At 69.9% G+C, this 18,273-nt stretch carries 20 protein-coding genes; 5 read left to right on the top strand and 15 right to left on the bottom strand.

The window, feature by feature from the left end; genetic code table 11:
• Positions 1 to 637 precede the first annotated feature (637 nt).
• Together ACZ4VW_RS08960 and ACZ4VW_RS08955 are read left to right on the top strand one after the other, a co-directional pair.
• The gene (locus ACZ4VW_RS08960) at positions 638 to 1,066 is read left to right on the top strand and encodes a DUF6153 family protein (protein WP_467960047.1); all 429 of its coding nucleotides are present in this window, start codon (positions 638 to 640) and stop codon (positions 1,064 to 1,066) included.
• 76 nt (positions 1,067 to 1,142) lie between these two features.
• A complete protein-coding gene (locus ACZ4VW_RS08955; RefSeq protein WP_467960045.1) occupies positions 1,143 to 2,744 on the top strand; it encodes a multicopper oxidase family protein in 1,602 nt (533 codons plus the stop codon).
• A 48-nt stretch (positions 2,745 to 2,792) separates the two neighbouring features.
• Here ACZ4VW_RS08955 and ACZ4VW_RS08950 read toward each other — a convergent pair whose 3' ends face one another.
• The 3 genes from ACZ4VW_RS08950 to ACZ4VW_RS08940 form a co-directional block, all read right to left on the bottom strand.
• On the bottom strand, positions 2,793 to 3,017 hold the full coding sequence (locus ACZ4VW_RS08950) for a heavy-metal-associated domain-containing protein (protein ID WP_467960043.1): 225 nt from the start codon (positions 3,015 to 3,017) through the stop codon (positions 2,793 to 2,795).
• Complete coding sequence (locus ACZ4VW_RS08945) at positions 3,002 to 3,544, bottom strand: DUF3105 domain-containing protein (RefSeq protein ID WP_467960795.1); 543 nt, start codon at positions 3,542 to 3,544, stop codon at positions 3,002 to 3,004. The genes ACZ4VW_RS08950 and ACZ4VW_RS08945 overlap by 16 nt, the downstream gene beginning before the upstream one ends.
• Positions 3,545 to 3,667: 123 nt before the next feature.
• Positions 3,668 to 4,105 carry a cupredoxin domain-containing protein gene (locus ACZ4VW_RS08940; protein WP_467960041.1) on the bottom strand — a complete coding sequence of 146 codons (438 nt, stop codon included), beginning with the start codon at positions 4,103 to 4,105 and terminating at the stop codon, positions 3,668 to 3,670.
• Between the two features lie 341 nt (positions 4,106 to 4,446).
• Between ACZ4VW_RS08940 and ACZ4VW_RS08935 the strand changes: the two genes are divergently transcribed.
• Together ACZ4VW_RS08935 and ACZ4VW_RS08930 are read left to right on the top strand one after the other, a co-directional pair.
• Positions 4,447 to 4,710 (top strand): hypothetical protein, encoded by a 264-nt coding sequence (locus ACZ4VW_RS08935; RefSeq protein ID WP_467960039.1) that lies wholly within the window; start codon positions 4,447 to 4,449, stop codon positions 4,708 to 4,710.
• 12 nt (positions 4,711 to 4,722) lie between these two features.
• Positions 4,723 to 5,706 (top strand): tyrosinase family protein, encoded by a 984-nt coding sequence (locus ACZ4VW_RS08930; RefSeq protein ID WP_467960037.1) that lies wholly within the window; start codon positions 4,723 to 4,725, stop codon positions 5,704 to 5,706.
• On the opposite strand, the gene ACZ4VW_RS08925 is transcribed toward ACZ4VW_RS08930, so the two are convergent.
• The 12 genes from ACZ4VW_RS08925 to ACZ4VW_RS08870 form a co-directional block, all read right to left on the bottom strand.
• Positions 5,707 to 7,125 (bottom strand): NADH-quinone oxidoreductase subunit N, encoded by a 1,419-nt coding sequence (locus ACZ4VW_RS08925; RefSeq protein ID WP_467960035.1) that lies wholly within the window; start codon positions 7,123 to 7,125, stop codon positions 5,707 to 5,709.
• Positions 7,126 to 7,130: 5 nt separating this feature from the next.
• A complete protein-coding gene (locus tag ACZ4VW_RS08920) occupies positions 7,131 to 8,636 on the bottom strand; it encodes a complex I subunit 4 family protein (RefSeq protein ID WP_467960033.1) in 1,506 nt (501 codons plus the stop codon).
• Between the two features lie 4 nt (positions 8,637 to 8,640).
• Complete coding sequence (locus tag ACZ4VW_RS08915; RefSeq protein ID WP_467960031.1) at positions 8,641 to 10,488, bottom strand: NADH-quinone oxidoreductase subunit 5 family protein; 1,848 nt, start codon at positions 10,486 to 10,488, stop codon at positions 8,641 to 8,643.
• A complete protein-coding gene (locus ACZ4VW_RS08910) occupies positions 10,485 to 10,790 on the bottom strand; it encodes an NADH-quinone oxidoreductase subunit NuoK (protein WP_467960029.1) in 306 nt (101 codons plus the stop codon). The genes ACZ4VW_RS08915 and ACZ4VW_RS08910 overlap by 4 nt, the downstream gene beginning before the upstream one ends.
• On the bottom strand, positions 10,787 to 11,347 hold the full coding sequence (locus ACZ4VW_RS08905) for an NADH-quinone oxidoreductase subunit J (RefSeq protein ID WP_467960027.1): 561 nt from the start codon (positions 11,345 to 11,347) through the stop codon (positions 10,787 to 10,789). Before ACZ4VW_RS08905 ends, ACZ4VW_RS08910 begins: the two co-directional genes overlap by 4 nt.
• A gap of 7 nt (positions 11,348 to 11,354) precedes the next feature.
• Positions 11,355 to 12,242, bottom strand: coding sequence for an NADH-quinone oxidoreductase subunit H (locus ACZ4VW_RS08900; RefSeq protein ID WP_467960025.1), 888 nt, complete (start codon positions 12,240 to 12,242; stop codon positions 11,355 to 11,357).
• Positions 12,235 to 13,566 (bottom strand): hypothetical protein, encoded by a 1,332-nt coding sequence (locus ACZ4VW_RS08895; protein ID WP_467960023.1) that lies wholly within the window; start codon positions 13,564 to 13,566, stop codon positions 12,235 to 12,237. The genes ACZ4VW_RS08900 and ACZ4VW_RS08895 overlap by 8 nt, the downstream gene beginning before the upstream one ends.
• Positions 13,557 to 13,955, bottom strand: coding sequence for an NADH-quinone oxidoreductase subunit A (locus tag ACZ4VW_RS08890; RefSeq protein WP_467960021.1), 399 nt, complete (start codon positions 13,953 to 13,955; stop codon positions 13,557 to 13,559). Before ACZ4VW_RS08890 ends, ACZ4VW_RS08895 begins: the two co-directional genes overlap by 10 nt.
• Positions 13,956 to 14,066: 111 nt before the next feature.
• The gene (locus ACZ4VW_RS08885) at positions 14,067 to 14,801 is read right to left on the bottom strand and encodes a hypothetical protein (RefSeq protein WP_467960019.1); all 735 of its coding nucleotides are present in this window, start codon (positions 14,799 to 14,801) and stop codon (positions 14,067 to 14,069) included.
• A gap of 202 nt (positions 14,802 to 15,003) precedes the next feature.
• The gene (locus ACZ4VW_RS08880; protein ID WP_467960017.1) at positions 15,004 to 15,420 is read right to left on the bottom strand and encodes a hypothetical protein; all 417 of its coding nucleotides are present in this window, start codon (positions 15,418 to 15,420) and stop codon (positions 15,004 to 15,006) included.
• A 58-nt stretch (positions 15,421 to 15,478) separates the two neighbouring features.
• Complete coding sequence (locus ACZ4VW_RS08875; RefSeq protein ID WP_467960015.1) at positions 15,479 to 16,387, bottom strand: M56 family metallopeptidase; 909 nt, start codon at positions 16,385 to 16,387, stop codon at positions 15,479 to 15,481.
• Entirely contained in the window at positions 16,384 to 16,752 is a 369-nt protein-coding gene (locus tag ACZ4VW_RS08870; RefSeq protein WP_467960013.1) for a BlaI/MecI/CopY family transcriptional regulator, read from the bottom strand. Before ACZ4VW_RS08870 ends, ACZ4VW_RS08875 begins: the two co-directional genes overlap by 4 nt.
• A 365-nt stretch (positions 16,753 to 17,117) precedes the next feature.
• Between ACZ4VW_RS08870 and ACZ4VW_RS08865 the strand changes: the two genes are divergently transcribed.
• Entirely contained in the window at positions 17,118 to 18,272 is a 1,155-nt protein-coding gene (locus ACZ4VW_RS08865; protein WP_467960011.1) for an aminotransferase class V-fold PLP-dependent enzyme, read from the top strand.
• Position 18,273 lies beyond the last annotated feature (1 nt).

Here is an 18,273-nt window from a genome sequence, read left to right as displayed (position 1 = left end):
GCTCTCAGCAGCGCAGGACCGAAAGTCGGTGTAGGCGCGGTGGGTCGCCGGAGCGGCTGATCCAGGGGTGCCTGAGTGCCGCCCATCGGCGGAGCGTGTAGAGGACGCGGTTGGAGCCCCCGTGCCTGAGGGCGAATGTGAACAGGGTGGCGAGTATGTACAGCAGTGCCAGGCAGCTCTCTCCGGCTCCGCTGTGGTCGCAGGGGTCTTCGTCGTCCGGGCTGTCCGGTGTTCCGGTGGCGTGGCCGGGGGCGACGTCAGCGTGAGCGTGCTGAGTCTTGTGCCCTGCGTCGCTGAGCGGGAACGCGGCGGCATGCCCGCTGTGGACTGGCTGGTGTGAGGCAAGGACGTGCATCGCGAACACGGCAAGCACCATCAAGAGGAGCGTTGCCCGCAGCAACGCTCCCGTGTGGTGGTCGCGACGGACCTTGCCTGAGATCACGCTTCACGACCATAGGAGGGCTTGGTTGCGGTACTGCAACAGGGGGCGTTCCCGCCCTGAGCTGAGAGGAAGATAACACCAGGTGGGGAGGCTTCATCGCGGCGTCCCGGCGAGGGCGCGGTGTAGATACCCCCTCCCCGTATGATGTGCGGCGAGTCCGGTGCTCGTCGGTCCGGGCGGAGAACGGAGACTGAGGTGGCAGGGCGTTCCAGGGGCGCGACAGGGTGGGGCCGGTTCCTGCTCGCCGTCGTGTTGTTCGTGGGCATCGTGCTGATGCACGCCCTCGGCCACCCCGGCGACCATGCGGCCCCGACGCACGCGCCCGGGAACCACCTGATCACGACCACGCACGCTGCCGCAGCGGCGGTGGAGCATGTGGTGGCCGACGCGGTCCACGCGTCGCACCCGGATCCCGCTCACGGGGCCGGAGTGGCGGCCGTCTGCGTGGCCGTGTTCGGTGCCGGAGTCGGCCTCCTCCTGGTGGCTCGTCGCGTCCTCGCACGCGGGCGTCGCGGGGCCGAGACGCTGCTGCCGACCGTACGGCTCGCTCACGCCCTCCGCGCGATACCGCCGCCGGCCCCGCCCAGGTCTCTTCTGACCCACCTCTCGTTGTTGCGCATATAGGCAGACCGCCCGCTCCGCCCCGTGAGCGGAACGCCGCCCTGTTCATGCAACGACGATGCCAAGAGGTTCCACAGTCATGTCCCGATTCACCCGCCGCACCATCCTCGGCGCCGGACTCGCCGCAGCAGGCACCGGTCTGCTGACCGCCTGCTCAGGTTCGATGAGCGGCATGGACCACTCCTCGGGCGGCAACGGCATGTCGCCGAGCGCCGATTATCTCACCCCAGACAGCAAGCGGATCGGCGCTGCCGAAGCGCTGCGCAAGCCCGGTCCCGAGCGCAAGTTCAAGCTCACCGCAGTCGAGACTCCGCTCGACCTGGGCGGCGGACGGACGGTCCGCTCCTGGGCCTACGGGGACGACCTCCCCGGCAAGGAGGTCAGGGTCACCGCCGACGACACCCTCGCCCTCACCCTGGCCAACAACCTTCCCGAGACGACGAGCATTCACTGGCACGGGCTCGCCCTGCGCAACGACATGGACGGCGTCCCCGGCCTCACCCAGCGCGACATCAAGCCGGGTGGCTCCTTCGACTACCGCTTCGCCGTCTCCCACCCGGGCACCTACTGGTTCCACCCGCACTCCGGCGTCCAGCAGGACCGCGGCCTCTACGCCCCGCTGATCGTCGAGGACCCGAAGGAGCCCTTGAAGTACGACAAGGAGTGGGTGATCGTCCTCGACGACTGGGTCGACGGTGTCGACGGCTCCGCCCCGGACGCCGTGCTCTCCGAGCTGAGCAAGGGCATGGGCGGCATGGACCACGGGGGCTCCGGCGGCAACGGCCACGAGGGGCACGGCATGTCGAACATGTCGATGACCACGCAGAAGTCCCCGTCCCCGAAGCCCTCCGGCCCCTCCCGGATGCTCATGGGCGCCACCAGCGACCTCCTGGGCGGCGACGCCGGAGACGTCGGCTACCCGCACTACCTGGTCAACGGCCGTACCCCGGACAAGCCACAGACCTTCACGGCCAAGCCCGGCGACCGGATCCGGCTCCGGATCATCAACGCGGGCGGCGACACCGCCTTCCGCGTCGCCCTCGGCGGACGCAAGCTCACCGTCACGCACACCGACGGCTTCCCGGTCGAGCAGACGCAGGCCGACGCACTGCTCCTCGGCATGGGCGAACGCTTCGACGCCCTCGTCACCGTGGGGAACGGAACCTTCCCGCTGACCGCGCTCGCCGAGGGTAAGAACCGCACGGCCCTCGCCGTCCTGCGCACCGGCGGCGGAGCGGCGCCCACCGCCTCCGTACGCCCCAAGGAACTCGACGGCAAGGTCGTGCACGGCGGCCAGCTGAAGGCGGCCGAGTCCGTACGGCTCGAGGCCGGGCGACCGGACCGGACGATCGAGTTCAAGCTCACCGGCTCGATGGCGAAGTACGACTGGGCCATCAACGGCAAGAAGTACGACCCCGCCCAGCGCTACCCGGTCCGCTCCGGCGAGCGGGTCCGGCTGTCCTTCGTGAACGACACGACGATGTGGCACCCCATGCACCTGCATGGCCACACCTACGCGCTCGCCGACGGCGGCGCCCGCAAGGACACGTCGATCGTGCTGCCGGGCAAGACGCTCGACGTCGACTTCGACGCCGACAATCCCGGCCTGTGGATGGTCCACTGCCACAACGTCTACCACGCCGAGTCCGGGATGATGACGGTCCTCGGCTACCTGAAGTAGGACGACGGCCCGGCCCGGGAGACCGGGCCGGGCACCTCTTGCTCGGCCTCAGCCGACCGGCCGTGCCTCGTACTCGCCTGCCTGGCGCACCGCGGCCACCAGCGCGTCCCCGTCCACGGCCGCGCCCTCCTCGAACTGGACAGTGCTGCGCCCGCTGCGTACATCGGTCCGCGCCGAACGCACGCCGGGAATCTCCTCCAGCTCGTCGTCGATGAGCAGCCCGCAGCTCGTGCAGTGCATCCCCTCGACTTCGAGGATCACCTCGAGGCCCATGGACTCCAGCTCATGCTTTTTCCTGCCGCCGAACAGTCGCATGCCCACGCCTTCTCGAAGTCGATGGAACCGGTCTGCATGCCCATGGCACAGGAGAACCGGAGCTCCCCGGCGTCACGCATCCCAAGGTCGATCTCGGTGTCGCCGTCCTCCTTGACGATCTCCTGGACACCGAGCTCGGGGATGGTGAACGCCCGCGCGCAGCCGCCCGAGTCCTTGCCACGCAGGACGATCGGCGAGGACGGCTCGGTGCGTGGGCTCATCAGGGTGTACGGCGTCTTTGCGACCCGCTCGCCCAACGCCTGGATGTCGGCGGCGGTCGCCTTGTTCGTGTATGTCACCCACACGGCGCCGTGCTCCAGCGCGTGCACCGCGTTCTCGTCCCGCACCGGGGACGTGTAGACGTCGCCGTCGCAGTTCTGCCAGACGGGATCGTGGTCGCCACCGGCAGGCGGAGTCATCGGATAGGAGACGGCTGCGGTGACGTGGTTCCTGGAGAGGTCCTGCCAGGTCTGTTCCCCCGCGATCGGTGCGGTCGTGCTCTGGCCGTTGTCGCCGTTGGTCGAGACGAGGTAGCCGACACCGCCGAGGGCCGCCGCCGAGACGGCGAACGTGGTGACACGCCTACGGTGCTCCGCCGCTCACGCGATTCAGGCGACGGTGAGCGTCGCCTTCATGTTCGGGTGGATCGAGCAGAAGAAGGGGTACGTGCCCGGCTTGTCCGGGGCGGTGAAGGTGGCCGAACGGCCGCCCGCGATCTCGCCCGTGTCGAACGCGTCGCTATCCGTAGCCGTCACGGTGTGGGGCGCCGAATCCTCGTTCACGACGGTGACCGTGGCACCGGGACGTACCTTCAGGTCCGCCGGCTGGAAGGCGAAGCCGCGGATGGTGATACGGACCTCGGCGGAGGCGGTGGGGCTCGGGGGCGGGGCGGCTGGTGTACTCGGTGTACCAGGTGCGCTCGGGGTGCTTGTGACAGGTGAGTATGCGCCTCCACCGTTGTCACCGCAGCCGGCGACGAGGAGAGCGAGACAGAGGGCTCCGGCCGTGGCGAGAGCGGCACGAGGCGTGTGCGGGAGGAACGTCATGGGGATCACCGGTGAGATGGGGGGCTGCCGAATGGGTTAGGGCCAGCCTCGCCCCGGCGACCTTGGCGAGCGCTGCCGACTCCGCCGTACGGGCCGGTTCGTCCACCCGCAGGGGTGCTCGGCCCTGTAACCGCCTTCGGCCCCGCGCGATCCCGCTCATCCGGCGTCGGTACTCGCCTGCACTGATCCGGTCGTGCAGACGGAGCCCGGTACACCAGCGCTCGGTCGCCGCCAGGGCGGCACGGCGGCCGCGTATCCGGGCCAGCGGAGGGCGGCGGCTCTCGCCCGTGCTGATCAGGCGGACGATGTCGTACGCGAGGACGGCCACGATCAGCACTCCCATGAGCGTCGCCAACAAAGCGACCACCACGGTCATCACCACCGCGGGACGCGACGAACAGTTCCTATGCCCCATTATCCGCGATGCGGCTGCTGGTGAGCTGTGGGAATCCCGGGCCGCGGTCGCTGCGCGCCGCGGCCTGATCCACATGCGCATGGCGCCCTTTCGTGGCGGACTGGAAAGGGGAGTTCCTCCCCTTTCCGGTGAAGTCCAGTTCAACCATTGCGCGTTGAACGACCCATACCCGGCACGCTCCACCTCGTGAAGGAGTGATCTTGTGATCCGAGGTGACGGCATCCGCCGCAATGTCGCTGACATAGACGACGATGAACGGGACGCGCTTGTCGAGGCCATCAAGGAACTGAACAAGCGCGTCTACCCGGGCTCCCGGGACGAGTTCCCGCCCGGCGGCGTCAGCAAGTGGTTCAAGCAGGACGAAATCCATCAGGCGACGCACGTCCATCAGGGTCCGGAGTTCCTGCCGTGGCATCGTGAGCTCTGCAACCGCTTCGAACAGCTGCTCCGGGAGGTCACCCCAGATCTGTCACTGCACTACTGGGACTGGAACGAAGACGCCGCCCCGCTCTTCACGCCCCAGTTCATGGGGTCGAAGACAAAAGAGGCGGGAGAGCCTTGGGTCGGCGACCTCTACAAGCCGGAGGCCGACCCCTTCCGTGGCGAGAGTGTCATGGACGTCGCACACAGCAATCCGTTCGACCCGCCGCGCAGCCTCACGCGCGAGGTTCGCGACGGCGCGCCGGAGCTGCCCTTCCGGGACTCCGAGATCATCCGCTCGTCGAACTACCTGAGTATGCGCATCCGGCTCGAGCGTTGCCATGACTTCGCCCACATGTACATCGGGGGCACGATCGGTAATGCCCACACCTCCTTCCGTGACCCGTTCGTCTTCCTGATCCACTCGAACGTGGACCGCCTCTTCGCGATGTGGCAGTACGAGGACCCGGCCACCCGGCTCGACCCCGCCACCGTGTACGGGGACGACCCCGGCAACCCCCTGTGGTACGTGCGCAGACTCCAGCCCTGGGACGGCTCGGGGCGGACGCGGCCGTGGGTGCGGCCGGAGCTCGAGCGGCAAGTGAAGGACTACCAGCACACCAGCATCGTCAACCCCCCGCAGTACGACACGCTCCAGCCCGTGGGCGACGGTCCGCTTACCGCACATCAGCTGAACGAACTGCGCAACGCGCTCGATGGCGCCGTCGCTCTTCATGCGGCCCTGCCCCACAGCCACGACCACTAGCTAGGTGGCGAGCGAGCTGCCCAGGGCGGGGAGCACCGGCCCTGCGGCCAGCCCGAGCCCTACTGACATCACGGTGGCCGTGTAGGCGATACCTCGTGCCGGTCGGTCTTCGGCGGCCAGCGCGGCGCCATCGCCCCGCGAGACCGCCGGCACGATCCAGCGCAAGTAGTAGAAGAGGGAGGCGACGGTGTTCACGGCTGCCAGGACGGCCAGCCAGGCGTATCCGCCGTCGAAGGCGGCGCTGAACGCCTCCAGCTTGCCGACGAACACGGCGGTCGGCGGGGTGCCCACGAGCCCGAGGAGGCAGATGACGAGACTCGCGGCCAGGAGTGGGCGCCGGCGGGCCAGGCCGCGGTAGTCGGCGAGCCGGGTGGCCCGGGGGAGGGCGCAAACCACGGCGAAGGCACCCAGGTTCGTGACGGCGTACGCGGCCACGTAGTACAGCAGTGCCTCCTGGGCGAGGTCCGACCGGCCGGCCACCGCGACGGGCAGCAGCAGGTAGCCGACCTGGCTGATCGTCGAGTACGCGAGGAGCCGCTTTACGTCGTCCTGGAAGAAGGCGGCGAGATTGCCCAGCGTCATCGACGCCGCGGCCACCACGGAGATCACGGCCGCCCACGGCATTCCGCTGTCGGCGAGGACCGCCTCGCCGAGCCGAAGCAGGGCCGCCAGTGCGCCGATCTTCGGAATCGTGGTCAAGAACGCGGCGACCTGTGCCGTACTGCCCTGGATCGCGTCTGGTACCCAGAAGTGGGCCGGGACGGCTCCGGCCTTGAACAGCACGCCGGCGAGCAGGCCGACGGTGCCTGCGGCGACGAGCGCTTCGGGGGCTTCGGGGAGCGAGGGGCCGAGCAGCGGGTAGCCGGTCGCGCGGCCGGCCGCGTACAGCGCGGTGATGCCGGCCAGCATCAGTACGCCGAGCAGCGCGCCGATCACGTAGTACTTGAGCGCGGCCTCGGTGCCCGGGCCGTCTTTCCGGAAGCCGGCGAGCGTGTACGCGGGGACGCTCGCCAGGAGGTATCCGGCGGAGAGCAGCAGCAGGTCCTGGGTGCCGGCCATGACGAGCGCGCCGAGGGCGGACAGTTGGATGAGGACGTAGGTCTCACTCTCACGCGAGTGCGCGTGGAACGGCACCGCGAAGAGGGCGAGGACGAGAAGGACGGCGGCCAGGACGACGACGCGGGACGTGCTGGTGACCGGGTCGACGGTGAACGCCTCACCGAACGCGGTCACGTCGGGGCGTGCCGCGGCGACGGCTGCCGCCACGATGCCCGCGCCCGCAGCCACCGCTGCGAGGAGCCCGACGAGCCACTGCCGGCGGCGTGGCAGCCAGGCACCGAGGAGCAGACCGAGCACGGCCGAGGCGGCGAGGAGCACCTCGGGGAGGATGTCGAGCGGGTTCTCGTTCATCTCGCTCATGACGTTCATCGGGCGAGCTGCTCCAGGACCGTGCGGGAGGCCGGTTCGATGACGTCGAGGAGGAAGCGTGGGGCGACGCCGAGGATCACGGCGAGGACGAGGAGTAGGACGATGCCCGCGTACTCGTGGGCGCGCAGGTCAGGGAATGCACGTGGCGTACCGGGTGCGTCCGGCAGTCGCAGCGGCCGCATGAGGATCTGCCGCAGCGCACGCAGGAACAGCCCGGCGGTGAGGAGGATGCCGAGCACGGACAGGGCAGTGGCGAGCGGCCTCGGTCCGAGCGCACCAGTGAAGATCTGGAACTCCGCGATGAAGCCGGAGAAGCCGGGAAGCCCGAGGGACGCGAAGGCCGCGGCGCCGGTCAGGGCCGCGAAGACAGGGGCGGAGGCGGCGAGACCGCCGTACGCGCTCATGTCGTATGTCCGCCCCCGCTCGTACATCACACCCGCGAGGAGAAACAGCGCGCCGGTGATCAGGCCGTGGCTGACCATCTGGGTGACCGAGCCGGTGATCGCGAGTGAACGGGCCTGGGCGGAGGTGTCGGCGGTCGCGGCGGCGGCGCCGACAGCGAGGACGATGTACCCCATGTGGTTGACCGAGGTGTAGGCGATCATGCGCTTGAAGTCGGTCTGGGCGAGCGCCACCAGCGCCCCGTGGAGGACGGACAGGACTCCGACCACGACGAGGACGATCGCGTACCGGCGCCAGGCGCCCGGCAGCATGGGCATGGCGATGCGGAGGAACCCGTACGTCCCCATCTTCAGGAGCACCCCCGCGAGGATCGCGGATCCGGCCGCCGGCGCTTCGGTGTGAGCCGGCGGCAGCCACGTGTGGAACGGGACCGTCGGCGTCTTCACGGCGAGCCCGACCGCCACGGCGAGCAGGACGAGGGCGGCGTACGCGGACCGGCCGGCGAGTGGGTTCTGCCGGGTCAGATCGACGATGTCAAAGGTGTGCGGGGTTGCGGCCAGGTAGAGGCCGATGAAGCCGAGGAGCAGCGCCAGCGAACCGATGAACGTGTAGAGGAAGAACTTCAGCGCTGCCCGCTTCGCGTCGCGGTGACCCCACCCCGCGATGATGAAGAACATCGCCACGATCGACAGGTCGAAGAAGACGAAGAACAGGATGAGGTCGAGGGAGGCGAACAGCCCGAGGCACGTGGTCTGGAGGAAGAGGAAGAGCGCGGCGAACTCCCGGAAGCGTCGGTTCTCGCGCAGCGAGTACAGGGCGCAGGCGAGGAACAGGACGCAGGTGAGGGCGAGCAGCGGCAGTGACAGGCCGTCGACGCCCACGTGGTAACCGACGCCCGCGTTGGGAATCCAGCGGGCCCGCAGCTCGTACTGGAAGCCGCCCCCGGTTCGGTAGCCGGCCCACATGGCGACGACCAGACCGAGTTCGGCGGTGGCCGTCGCGACCCAGACGGCGCGCAGCGCCCGGACGGGCGTACGCGACGGGAGCGCGAGGAGCAGCAGGGCGACCGCGGTCGGGGCGAAGACAAGGGCGGTGAGCAACGGGCTACCTCACGAGGACGAGCACGACGGCGATGACGGAGAAGGCGGCGACGGCCTGGGCGAGGTACTGGTGCAGCTGGCCGGTCTGCGGTCGGCGGGCCCAGGAGCCGAGCCGACGGGATGCGGTCGCGATGCCCTCGACCGCGCCGTCGACCGCTTCTTCGACGAATCGGTTCGTCCACCGGGCGAGCCCCAGCGTGCCCCGGGCCGAAGCCACCACGGCGCGGTCCAGGACGTGGTCGTCGAACGCGGCGGCGGCACGGGCGATCCGCAGGGTGGGGGAGACGAGGAGAACGTGGGCGGCCCGTTCGAGTCCGAGCCAGTTCGCGCTCCACGCCTTCAGCTGGCTGGGCAGTGGGACCAGGCGGGTGCCCCATCCCCAGGCGACGGAGGAGGCGGCCAGCGCGATCGCGCCGGAGAGTGCGTACTCCCAAATCAGCGGAGACGGTTGGGCTTGAGTGCCGAGATATCTGCTGAGGGCGTCACGCACGGGCGGAAACGCCACGGGCGTCAGAGCGATACAGGCGAGGGTCAGAAGCGCGAGCGGCGCGACCACCCCTCGGGGGATCGCTCGCCCGTCGGAGGTCTGCCGCTCGGGGCGGTCCCATACGAAGCGGAGGATCTTCACGCTGTAGACGGCGGAGAGAACCGCTGCCGCGAGCCCGGTGGCGTAAAGCCACGGACTGTCCTCAAGGGCCCCGGCGAGCAGGACGTCCTTCGCGGCCCAGAGCGAGAGCGGGGGCAGCCCGGCGAGCGAGAGGGCGCCCACGGTGCAGAGCACGCCGACGGTCCGGTACGCCCGGGCGGCCCCGCGCAGCTCGGGGAGCCGCTGCGTCCCCCATGCCGTCAGCCAGGCGCCGGCCACCAGGAAGAGCAGGCTCTTCGCGGCGGCGTGAGCCATCAGCTGCAGCGCACCTCCCGTGGTCGCCCCCACACCGGCCGCCAGCACCATGAACCCGATCTGCGCGCAGGTGGAGGCGGCGAGCAGCTGCTTGAGGTCGGTCTGCGCGACGGCGACGACCCCGAGGGCGACGGCGGTCGCCCCGCCCACCCACGCGGCAGCGTCCGCGCCCCAGCCGGAGGCGTCGAGGAGTGGTCCGGTCCGCAGCAGCAGGTAGGCGCCGGCTACCACCATCGCCGCGGAGTGCAGGAGCGCCGACACGGGGCTTGGGCCCTGCATGGCCCGGGACAGCCAGAAGCTGAAGGGGAGTTGCGCGGACTTTCCGAGCGCTGCGACGAGAAGGCCTGCCGTCACGACGGACGACCAGGGTTCGTCGAGAGAGGCCAGCCCGTCGAGGGTGAGCGGGCCGGGTCCCGCCGCGAGGGCGGCGCCGGCGGCGAGATACAGGCCCAGGTCGGCGGTGCGGGTGGTCAGGAAGGCGGTGTCGGCCGCAGCGGTACGTTCCGGCTCGCGCCACCAGTACCCGATGAGGGCCCAGGAGGTCGCGCCCATGACCTCCCAGCTCATGAGCAGCACTGGCAGGGTGGTGGCCGTGACGGTGACGAGCATGCTCCCCGCGAAGAGGAGCATCAGCCCGAAGAAGCGGGCCCGCGCCTCGTGGGCGCCGAACGCCGCCACGCTGAAGAGGAGTACGGCGAGGGTGACCGCGGTGACGGTGACGACGAGGACGCCGGAGAGGCCGTCCACCGCGATCCGGAAGGGGAGTCCCTCCATCAGGGGCGCCTCGACGGCCGGGTGCCGGAGAGAAGCCGTGATCGCGAGTCCCAGGGCCGCGGCCGAGACGCCGACCGCGAGCAGCGGGGCAGCCCGGTCCGCGCGCCGCCCGGCCAGAGCCAGCAGCACACCGGCACCCAGCGGCAGGGCGATCAGCGTCCACAGCAGAGCGCTCATTCCCTCAACTCCGACGCCATGTCGGTCATGTCGATCTCGCGGGACCGGAACAGGGCCGTGACGACGGCGAAACCGATCGCCATCTCCACCGCCATGGCGGTGATGGCGACGACGATCAGGACCTGACCGTCGGCCGTGGCAGGCGCGATGTAGTGCCAGGCCGCGCCGGCGGCGAGGATCACACCTCCCAGCATCAGCTCCAGCCCCATCATCAGCATCACGATCGACTGCTGCGTCAGCGCCCCGAACAGCCCGACGCAGAACAGGGCGGAGGCGAGGATGAGGAACAGCTCCAGGCTCACCGGCCCACCCCGCCCCGTACGGGGTCGTTGGGGCGGGCGGCCTGGAGCTCGTCGCCGAAGCGGTCGTACCGGCCGCGTCGTGTGGAGAGCACGACGGTCGCGACGATCGTCGCGAACAGTGCCATGCCCAGCGTCATCATGGTGAGCATCTGCGGCCCCATCAGGGACAGCCCCAGGTCCATGGTCGGATCGACGGGAGGTTTTCCGCTCCGTCGAGGCCAAGGGACGAGCAGGATCCCGACGAGGAGCAGGACGAAGGACAGGACGCAGATGGCGGCCGCTCCCCGCTTGTTGTGAATCATCGTCATCGGCATGAGCCCAGCCGGGTTCATCATGAACATGATCATGAAGACGGCCATGATGGCCATCTCGATCGTCATCATCAGCACGGTGACGATGCCGAGGTAGTCGAGCCCGAGCACGATCAGCTCCCCGCCCACACACAGCAGGGAGGTGAGCAGCGAGAACGTGGCGCGCGCCATCGAGTCGAAGCGGAACACCATGACGCCGCTCGCCACGGCGAGCACCGCCAGGACCCAGAACGCCGCAGTCGTCATCGTTCCCTCACCTTCCGAGCACCACGACGGCCACCACGAGCGCCTGAGCTACCGCGAGAGGGGTCAGGACGACCCACGCCAGCTCGACGTAACGCTCCATGCGTACGGTCGGCACCCTGCGGCGCACCCACAGCAGGAAGGCCAGTACGGCCACCGTCTTGACCACGGTCCAGGCCCAGCCCGGAAGCAGCGGACCATGTCCGCCTCCCAGGAACAGCGGTACGGCGAAGGCGGCGGCCACGACGAGCAGCAGCCACCGTCCGCCGAGGAACAGCAGGCGGTCCACCCCGGAGAGCTCGGTCGCCGCACCGCCCGCCGCGTCCGCGCCCACCGGCTGATCGAACGGTCCCCAGAAGGCCATGGCGAGCGCGCTGAGCAGATAGATCCCGAATGCCGCCGGCATCCACACCGCGAACCAGAGCCCGGCCTGGGCGCCCACGACTGCGCCGACCTGCAGAGACTCCGCGCCGAGCGCCGCTGTCGTGATCGCCAGCATGTGCGGCAGCTCGTACGCGAGCCCCTGCGCGAGGAAGCGGTAACCGCCGACCAGCGACAGGGTCGAGTTCGGCCCCCAGCCCGTCAGCCACACGGCCGCCCAGGCCAGCGCCTCCATCGCGTTGAACCACACGATCCCGTCCGGCAGATCGGACACCGACCGGAAACCGAAGGGGAGGACGACGGCGGCGAGGACTGCGGCGACCGGGAGTAGCGTCGTCCCCAGCCGTACGAGAGGTACGTCGGCGGCCCGCGTGATCCGCCGCTGTTTCACCAACAACCGCAGGACCTCGCGGCCCGCGCCGGTCGACCTTGCGTCGGCGGTCGCCGTGGCCCAGGCTGCCAATGCCAGCGCGAGGGGGAGGACGAAGGCGGCCCAGAGGGGAGCGGACTCAACCATGACCATGGGCTCCCGGTGCGTGCTGAGGGGCCAGTTCGTCGAGGTCGGGGTCCAGGCTCGCCACGATGAGCCGTGCGCAGGCGAACTCGGTGCCTTCGAGCAGTCCGGGCAGTGCGTCGAGCATGGCCTGGGACGGGGGCGCCTGGGTGTCGAGGCGACCCCGAGGGCCGACGGGGTGGTGGGCGGAGAGCGGGTCGCGGTCGTCGACGTGGTCGAGGGAGCGCTCGAGCCCGTCCAGCCAGGCGATCAGCCTCGCATGCACGTCACCTCTTGGCTGCACCCCGGCCTGTTCGCCGACTCCCGTCGTGAGCCACCGCAGTGTCCACGACCTGCGCACGCGCCGAGCCAAAGGGCGGACGAGCGACTGAAGTTCTGCTCCGGGGGCACCGTCGAGCGTGCGATCGCGGGCGACGCGTGCTCTGGTCGCCGCCTCCCGCCAGCCGGTGACACCGAGGAGTCTGCCAAGGCTGTCGAGGTGTGCCGCACACCGCCGCCGAGCGGCCTCGCCGACCGTCATTGGGTCACCGGCCATGGCCCTGAGCCACGGCTCGTTCCAGAACGCGGGCCCGGACGGGGAAGGCGCGGGGACGGCTTCAACCTCCGCGCGCTGCACGACGTCACCCTGGAGTTCGAGGTGCAGCACCAGTCCCGCCGGCCAGTCCGGGAGCGCGGGCCCGAGCGGCACGTGGAGCCGGTCAAGCCTCAACCCGTCCCGGTCGTCGGCCCTTTCGGCCATGGGAAGGCCGGCGACGGTGCCCATGTGGTGGCCGTGGTCGCCATGTCCCATGTGGTCATGCTCCATGGCGTCATGGGACATGTGGGGGTGATCCGTGCCGCCGCCGTTGGCCATGTGCCCGGGAGCCTGATGTGGGTCATGCCCGGTGTGGTCACCGCCCCCGTGATGGCCACCATGGCCGTCGTGTCCACCATGCTGCTCGTGGTTGTCGTGGTCGTCGTGCCCGGCGTGGTGCGGCGCCGGGGGATGACCCTGCTGGTGATCCGGCCGGGAGACTGCCTTCAGAAGTGCGGCGTGCGCGTGGTCAAGAGCATGCCCCGCTGGCTCGGCAGCGGTGATGGTGACCCGCGCCTTCGGGCCCGGTACGCCCTCCCACAGCCGCTCCGCCCAGTCACCGTCGCGTACGGGAAACGGGGTGCCCGCGAAGACCACCAGGTCCGCGGAAGCGGGACCGGCGGCCTGGGGCCACGTCCTGCGAGCGAGCTCCGCCTCGACGGCCAGCCTTTCGCGCGTAGCGCCCCGGCTGGTCGCGATCAGCACGGTCGGCCGGGCCAAGGCCATCTTGCCGATGCCCGTCCTCAGGTCCACCGGAAGGCCCCCTCACGCCAGGCGTAGCCGACGCCGGCGAGCAGGATGCCGAGGAACAGGAACATCTCGACGACTGCCGCAGTGCCGACCTCCGGAACGACCTTCGTCCACGGGTACATGAAGAGCATTTCCATGTCGAACGCGAGGAAGATCATCGTCACTGGGTACCAGCGCACATGGAAGCGCGATACCGGATGCTCCTGGGGTTCGAGGCCGCCGCTGAACGGGCCGGTGTGCAGCGGCTCTCGGACGGTCCGGAGGACGGACCCGAGGCAATGCAGGAGGAACACGCCGGCCAGGACGACCGCGAGGAGAGTGGCGACGGGCTCCCATCGCGCGGCTTCCACGTGCTCCCCCTTCCCGACGGGCGGACCACTTCTGCCCGCCATCGGCAGGCAGCATCTCAGCGACTAATCCGGGAAAGTCGGAGCAACACGTACGAAGGCGTAATTTCAGTCTTGATTGTGAGAGGCGGCGACGGACAGGAGCCGACCGCGCGTTCAATGAGCATGACCGTCGCCCGCGTGTTCGGGCTCGGTACTCGTGGTCGCCTCGCCGGGGGTGCTCGGTTCGGAGGTCGGGGAAGGGGTCGACGGTTCGGGCCCGGCTTCGTGGTCGTCGGTCTCCGGTGCTCCGCCCCCGTGGCTGTGTCCGCCGCCCTCCGCCACCTCGCCGGCCATATCGGCAGCGAGCGTACTCAGACCGAAGTAGCAACCGCCGGCGAGTAGCAGGACGGCCAGCCCGAGGGGGCTGAAGACGCGGCGGGAGGAAGTCTCCGCGTCCTTGATGACGAAGGCGATGAACGAGACGACTATCCCCAGCGGGACGAGGATCGCCGCGCGCGCAGGGAAGTCCTCGAAGTGCTGGAGCCCTCCGCTGAGCATGCCGATGCCGAACGACAACAGGAGGGAGGCGCTGATCACCACGAGCCCGCGGGCGAGCGGAGGCCGTGCCTGGGCCAGCAGGAACTCGTTGACGAGCGTGGCGACGAGGAAGACGAGGACGCCGACGACCGCCACCACGGTGTAGCGGGTGGGGTCGAGCGGATGGTGCACCACGGCGCCGCTGATCAGACCGGCGCCGACGAAGTACAGGACGTAGCCGATATAGCGGCCGACCAGCGGTTGCTTGCGCTTGCGGCGGGATCGGCCGGCGCGCCGGGCGGCGGCTCGTCCTCCAGGTGCGGGCTGCGGCGCGGTGTCGTGAGGTGCGGGCCGGTCGGTGAGCAGAGACACGGGTGCCTTCCATGGTGCGATGGCGCGTGGCGGCCGAGCTTCCGCCAAGCGGGTGGAAGCGGCGCAGGAACGCGCGAGGGAGCGGGCCCGAAGCGTGGCCGGTCGGTGAGACGGCGCTCCGGACGCGAAGAAGTGACCTGGCGGTGAGCCGAGTGAAAGGGGGGACTGAGCCCGAGGGACGGCCTGCCGCCCCGATGGCCTACTAGATGCGCAGAACGGCTGATGTGGGGCAGGATCCCGCTGCGGGAAGAACGGTCACCGCAGCCTTGCTGGTGACGGCCATGCCGTCGAGAACGTGCTCCGCGTCAAGCGGGGACACCGTCGGCGGAAGGATGTCGAACCCTGCGGGCGGCTGCCCGGTTGCACAGTCCTGGACGACGTGTGCTGAGTCCTCATCGGTGTCGTGGTCGTCGAAGGACGCCTGGATCTGGTCGTGTACATGGCCGACGGGAACGGCGGCGACACTGCCCGGTGCCGTATGCCCGGCGTTGCTGTCGGCGTGGAGGCCGTGGGCGTACAGGAGCCCGAAGAGTAGCGCTCCGAGCCACAGCAGTCGCGACCACGGCGGAACCAGAGAGCGCGTGCGGCGCTTGCTCGCCGCCGTAGGTTCCGTGACCACGGCGCGATCATAACCAGCCCGGGTGACGCGGCTGGACCGGGGGCGCCGGCCCGTACCGTCAGACGCCGGGCGGGCAGGCCACCAGCAGCGGCAGGAGCGGGATGGCCAGGGCGACGGAGGCCACCGAGCCGCAGAGAGCCGGGTGAGGGGCTCGGCGCGGGCCGAGGATGCGCTTGATGCGGAGGAGGACTGTCGAGCCGCCCGCGCCGAAGGCGGCCTTCGGCGCCCGGCCGGCGGCCATTTCGTACATCGCGGTCGCCAGGACCACGTGGGAATGGCTTCGCAGGGCGCGGTCGTCCGCGATCATTTCCAGCAGCACCGCCATCTCATCGCGTCCCCGGCGGGCGAGCGGCACCCAGGGGAAAACCGTGGCGAAGGCCTGAGCAGCGGCGATCAGCAGATGATGACGGCCGGCGATGTGCGCCCGCTCGTGCTCCAGGACGGCGTCGAGCTGCTCTTCCGTGAGCAGTCGCACGGCAGCCTCGCTCACGACGATGCGGGAGCGGAGGCCGGGGAGGCAGTACGCGGCGGGCGTGCCGTGTGGCAGGACCGTGGCGCGCAGGCGGTCGGAGCGCACGCCCACCTTGTCGAGCCGGTCGCGGTGCCGGGCGCGCACGATTCCCGCCCGCGTGACGTGGAAGAGGAAGGCGCCGCCGAAAGCGGTGACAACGGCGAGGGGCATCGCCAAGGCCAGCTGGTCCGCTGTGGTCGGGTTCGGGTCCGAAGTTCCCGTATCCATGCCGCAGGCGTGCAGTAGCCCGACGAGTCCCGCGTGCAGGTGTTCGGTGGGCATGGCCAGCTGGGACGCGGCGAGCGCGGTCGCGAGGGTGAACGACAGCATGAGGGCGAACCATACGGCTGCCGCGAGCGCCGGTGCCCGGTGTGGCCAGGCGCTGCGCACCAACAGACGCGGGGTAGCGACGCCCACGACGGCCGCGTACCCCAGGAGGGCAGGCGCCGCGTTCACTGCTTCGCCCGTCGTCCGACGTCTCGAAGGGCCTTGCGGAGTGCTGTGATCTCGTCGGCGTCGAGGTTCTCCACGAACTGGACGAGGGCGGCGGGCCGGTCCTCGCTGGCTCCCAGGCCGTCCTCCATGAGCGCGGCCGAGTACGCCTCACGGGTAGCGGCGGCCTTGTACCGCCAGACCCGGCCGTCTCTGGCGCGCGTCAGATGCCCCTTGTTGAAGAGGATGCTGGTGACCGTCGTCACGGTCGTGTAGGCGACGTCCCGATGGAGATTGATGTCGTCGACGACCTCACGCACGGTGGCGGGGCGGTTCCATCTCCAGAAGCGGTCCATGATCTCCGCTTCAAGCTCCCCCAGCCGGCGCATGGGCCCGTGTCCTCTCCGCTGATCCCGCATTCGAATTCATAGTAGACGGGCAGCTCAGGGGGCAGGCCCGCCGAGACGGAGCGGCTGTTGTCACGAGGCCGAGGCCCCGTTCAGGCCGTCTGGGTGATGGAGCTGTGGGCACTCGCAGGCACTTTGCGTAACCTCGCTACCAGAAGGGCACCGACAGCTACCTCCGCCACCGCTTCGCCGGTCGCGGTGCGAAGGGGTGCTGGATGTCGATGACGAGTCGGCGTGATCTGCTGGCGAGATTCGCAGGAGCGGCGGCGGTCACGCTCCTGCCCAGCTCCTGCGCGGTAGGAGCGAGTACACCGCGGGAACGGCCGGTCACTACTCCCGATGGGAGGGTGGACTGGGACGCTTTGCGGGCGCAGTTCCGTCTTGAGCCGGGATGGGCGAATCTCGCGTTGTTCTACCTGGCCTCGCATCCGAAGGCGGTGCGGGATGCGGTGGATCATCTGAGCGCTCAGGTCGACGCCAATCCTCTGGCGGTGCCCGCGGGGCTGGCGCTGCCCGACGGTCCGACCGGATGGCCCCGGGTACGCCAGGCGCTCGCGGCCTATGTAGGGGGCCGGGCCGAAGAGATCGCGATGACCGCGAGCACGAGTATCGGGCTGGGTGTCGTCTACAACGGCATCGTGACCCGTCCGGGACAGGAGTTCCTGCTGACAGAGCTCGACCACAACTCGCATCGCACCGCCGCCCGGCTTGCCGCCGAGAAACATGGCAACAGGGTGCGGCTGGTCTCCTGGTTCGCCGATTCGGCCACGGCGACGGCGGACGGCATCGCAGCGGCGGTCGGTGAGGCGATTCGCCGGAACACGCGAGTCGTGGGGATCACCTGGGTGCAGTCCAGCACGGGCCTTCGGATGCCGGTGCGCGCGGTGGCCGAGGCGGTGCGCCGGGCCAATGAGGGGCGCAGTCCTGCCGACCGTTGCCTGCTGGTCGTCGACGGCGTGCACGGGCTGGCGGCAGTCGACGAGGACGCCGCCGGCCTGGGCGCGGACGTGGTGGTCGCCGGAACGCACAAATGGCTGTTCGGCCCCAGGGGAACGGGGCTGATCTGGGTGGCGCCGGACGTCCTCGACCAGTTGCGGCCCACGTTCGTGAGCTTCATCGGGAGCGAGGGAACAGCGGCCCTGTCGCCCGGCGGGTTTCTGGCGTTCGAGCACGCCTTCGCCCTGCCCGTGGCGGTGGCGTTGCACGAGCAGCTGGGCCGAGCACGCGTCGCCGCCCGCATCACACAGCTGTCGACTCGGGTGAAACAAGGACTGAGCCGCATCCCCGGTGTCACCGTGCACACTCCTGCCGACCCCGATCTGTCAGCCGGCATCACCTGCTTCAGCGTGGCCGGATACACCCACCAGCAGGTCGTCGACCACGCCGCATCCCGCCGCGTACGGCTGTCCACCTTGAACTACACCCGCATCGGCACCGCCGTGATCAACACGCCGGCAGAGATCGACACCGCACTGAACGGCCTTGCTGATCTCACCCGCTGAA

It is taken from the genome of Streptomyces sp. NPDC029139, from assembly GCF_055564335.1.
Note: the sequence above shows the minus strand (reverse complement) of the source record. Positions and strands in the feature narration are given on the sequence as shown.

Coding starts and splice junctions, on each gene's coding strand:
- ACZ4VW_RS08955 (WP_467960045.1), top strand. CDS start 1,143: ATGTCCCGATTCACCCGCCGCACCATCCTCGGCGCCGGACTCGCCGCA.
- ACZ4VW_RS08950 (WP_467960043.1), bottom strand. CDS start 3,017: ATGGGCCTCGAGGTGATCCTCGAAGTCGAGGGGATGCACTGCACGAGC.
- ACZ4VW_RS08940 (WP_467960041.1), bottom strand. CDS start 4,105: ATGACGTTCCTCCCGCACACGCCTCGTGCCGCTCTCGCCACGGCCGGA.
- ACZ4VW_RS08935 (WP_467960039.1), top strand. CDS start 4,447: ATGAGCGTCGCCAACAAAGCGACCACCACGGTCATCACCACCGCGGGA.
- ACZ4VW_RS08925 (WP_467960035.1), bottom strand. CDS start 7,125: ATGAGCGAGATGAACGAGAACCCGCTCGACATCCTCCCCGAGGTGCTC.
- ACZ4VW_RS08915 (WP_467960031.1), bottom strand. CDS start 10,488: ATGAGCGCTCTGCTGTGGACGCTGATCGCCCTGCCGCTGGGTGCCGGT.
- ACZ4VW_RS08905 (WP_467960027.1), bottom strand. CDS start 11,347: ATGACGACTGCGGCGTTCTGGGTCCTGGCGGTGCTCGCCGTGGCGAGC.
- ACZ4VW_RS08900 (WP_467960025.1), bottom strand. CDS start 12,242: ATGGTTGAGTCCGCTCCCCTCTGGGCCGCCTTCGTCCTCCCCCTCGCG.
- ACZ4VW_RS08890 (WP_467960021.1), bottom strand. CDS start 13,955: ATGGCGGGCAGAAGTGGTCCGCCCGTCGGGAAGGGGGAGCACGTGGAA.
- ACZ4VW_RS08870 (WP_467960013.1), bottom strand. CDS start 16,752: ATGCGCCGGCTGGGGGAGCTTGAAGCGGAGATCATGGACCGCTTCTGG.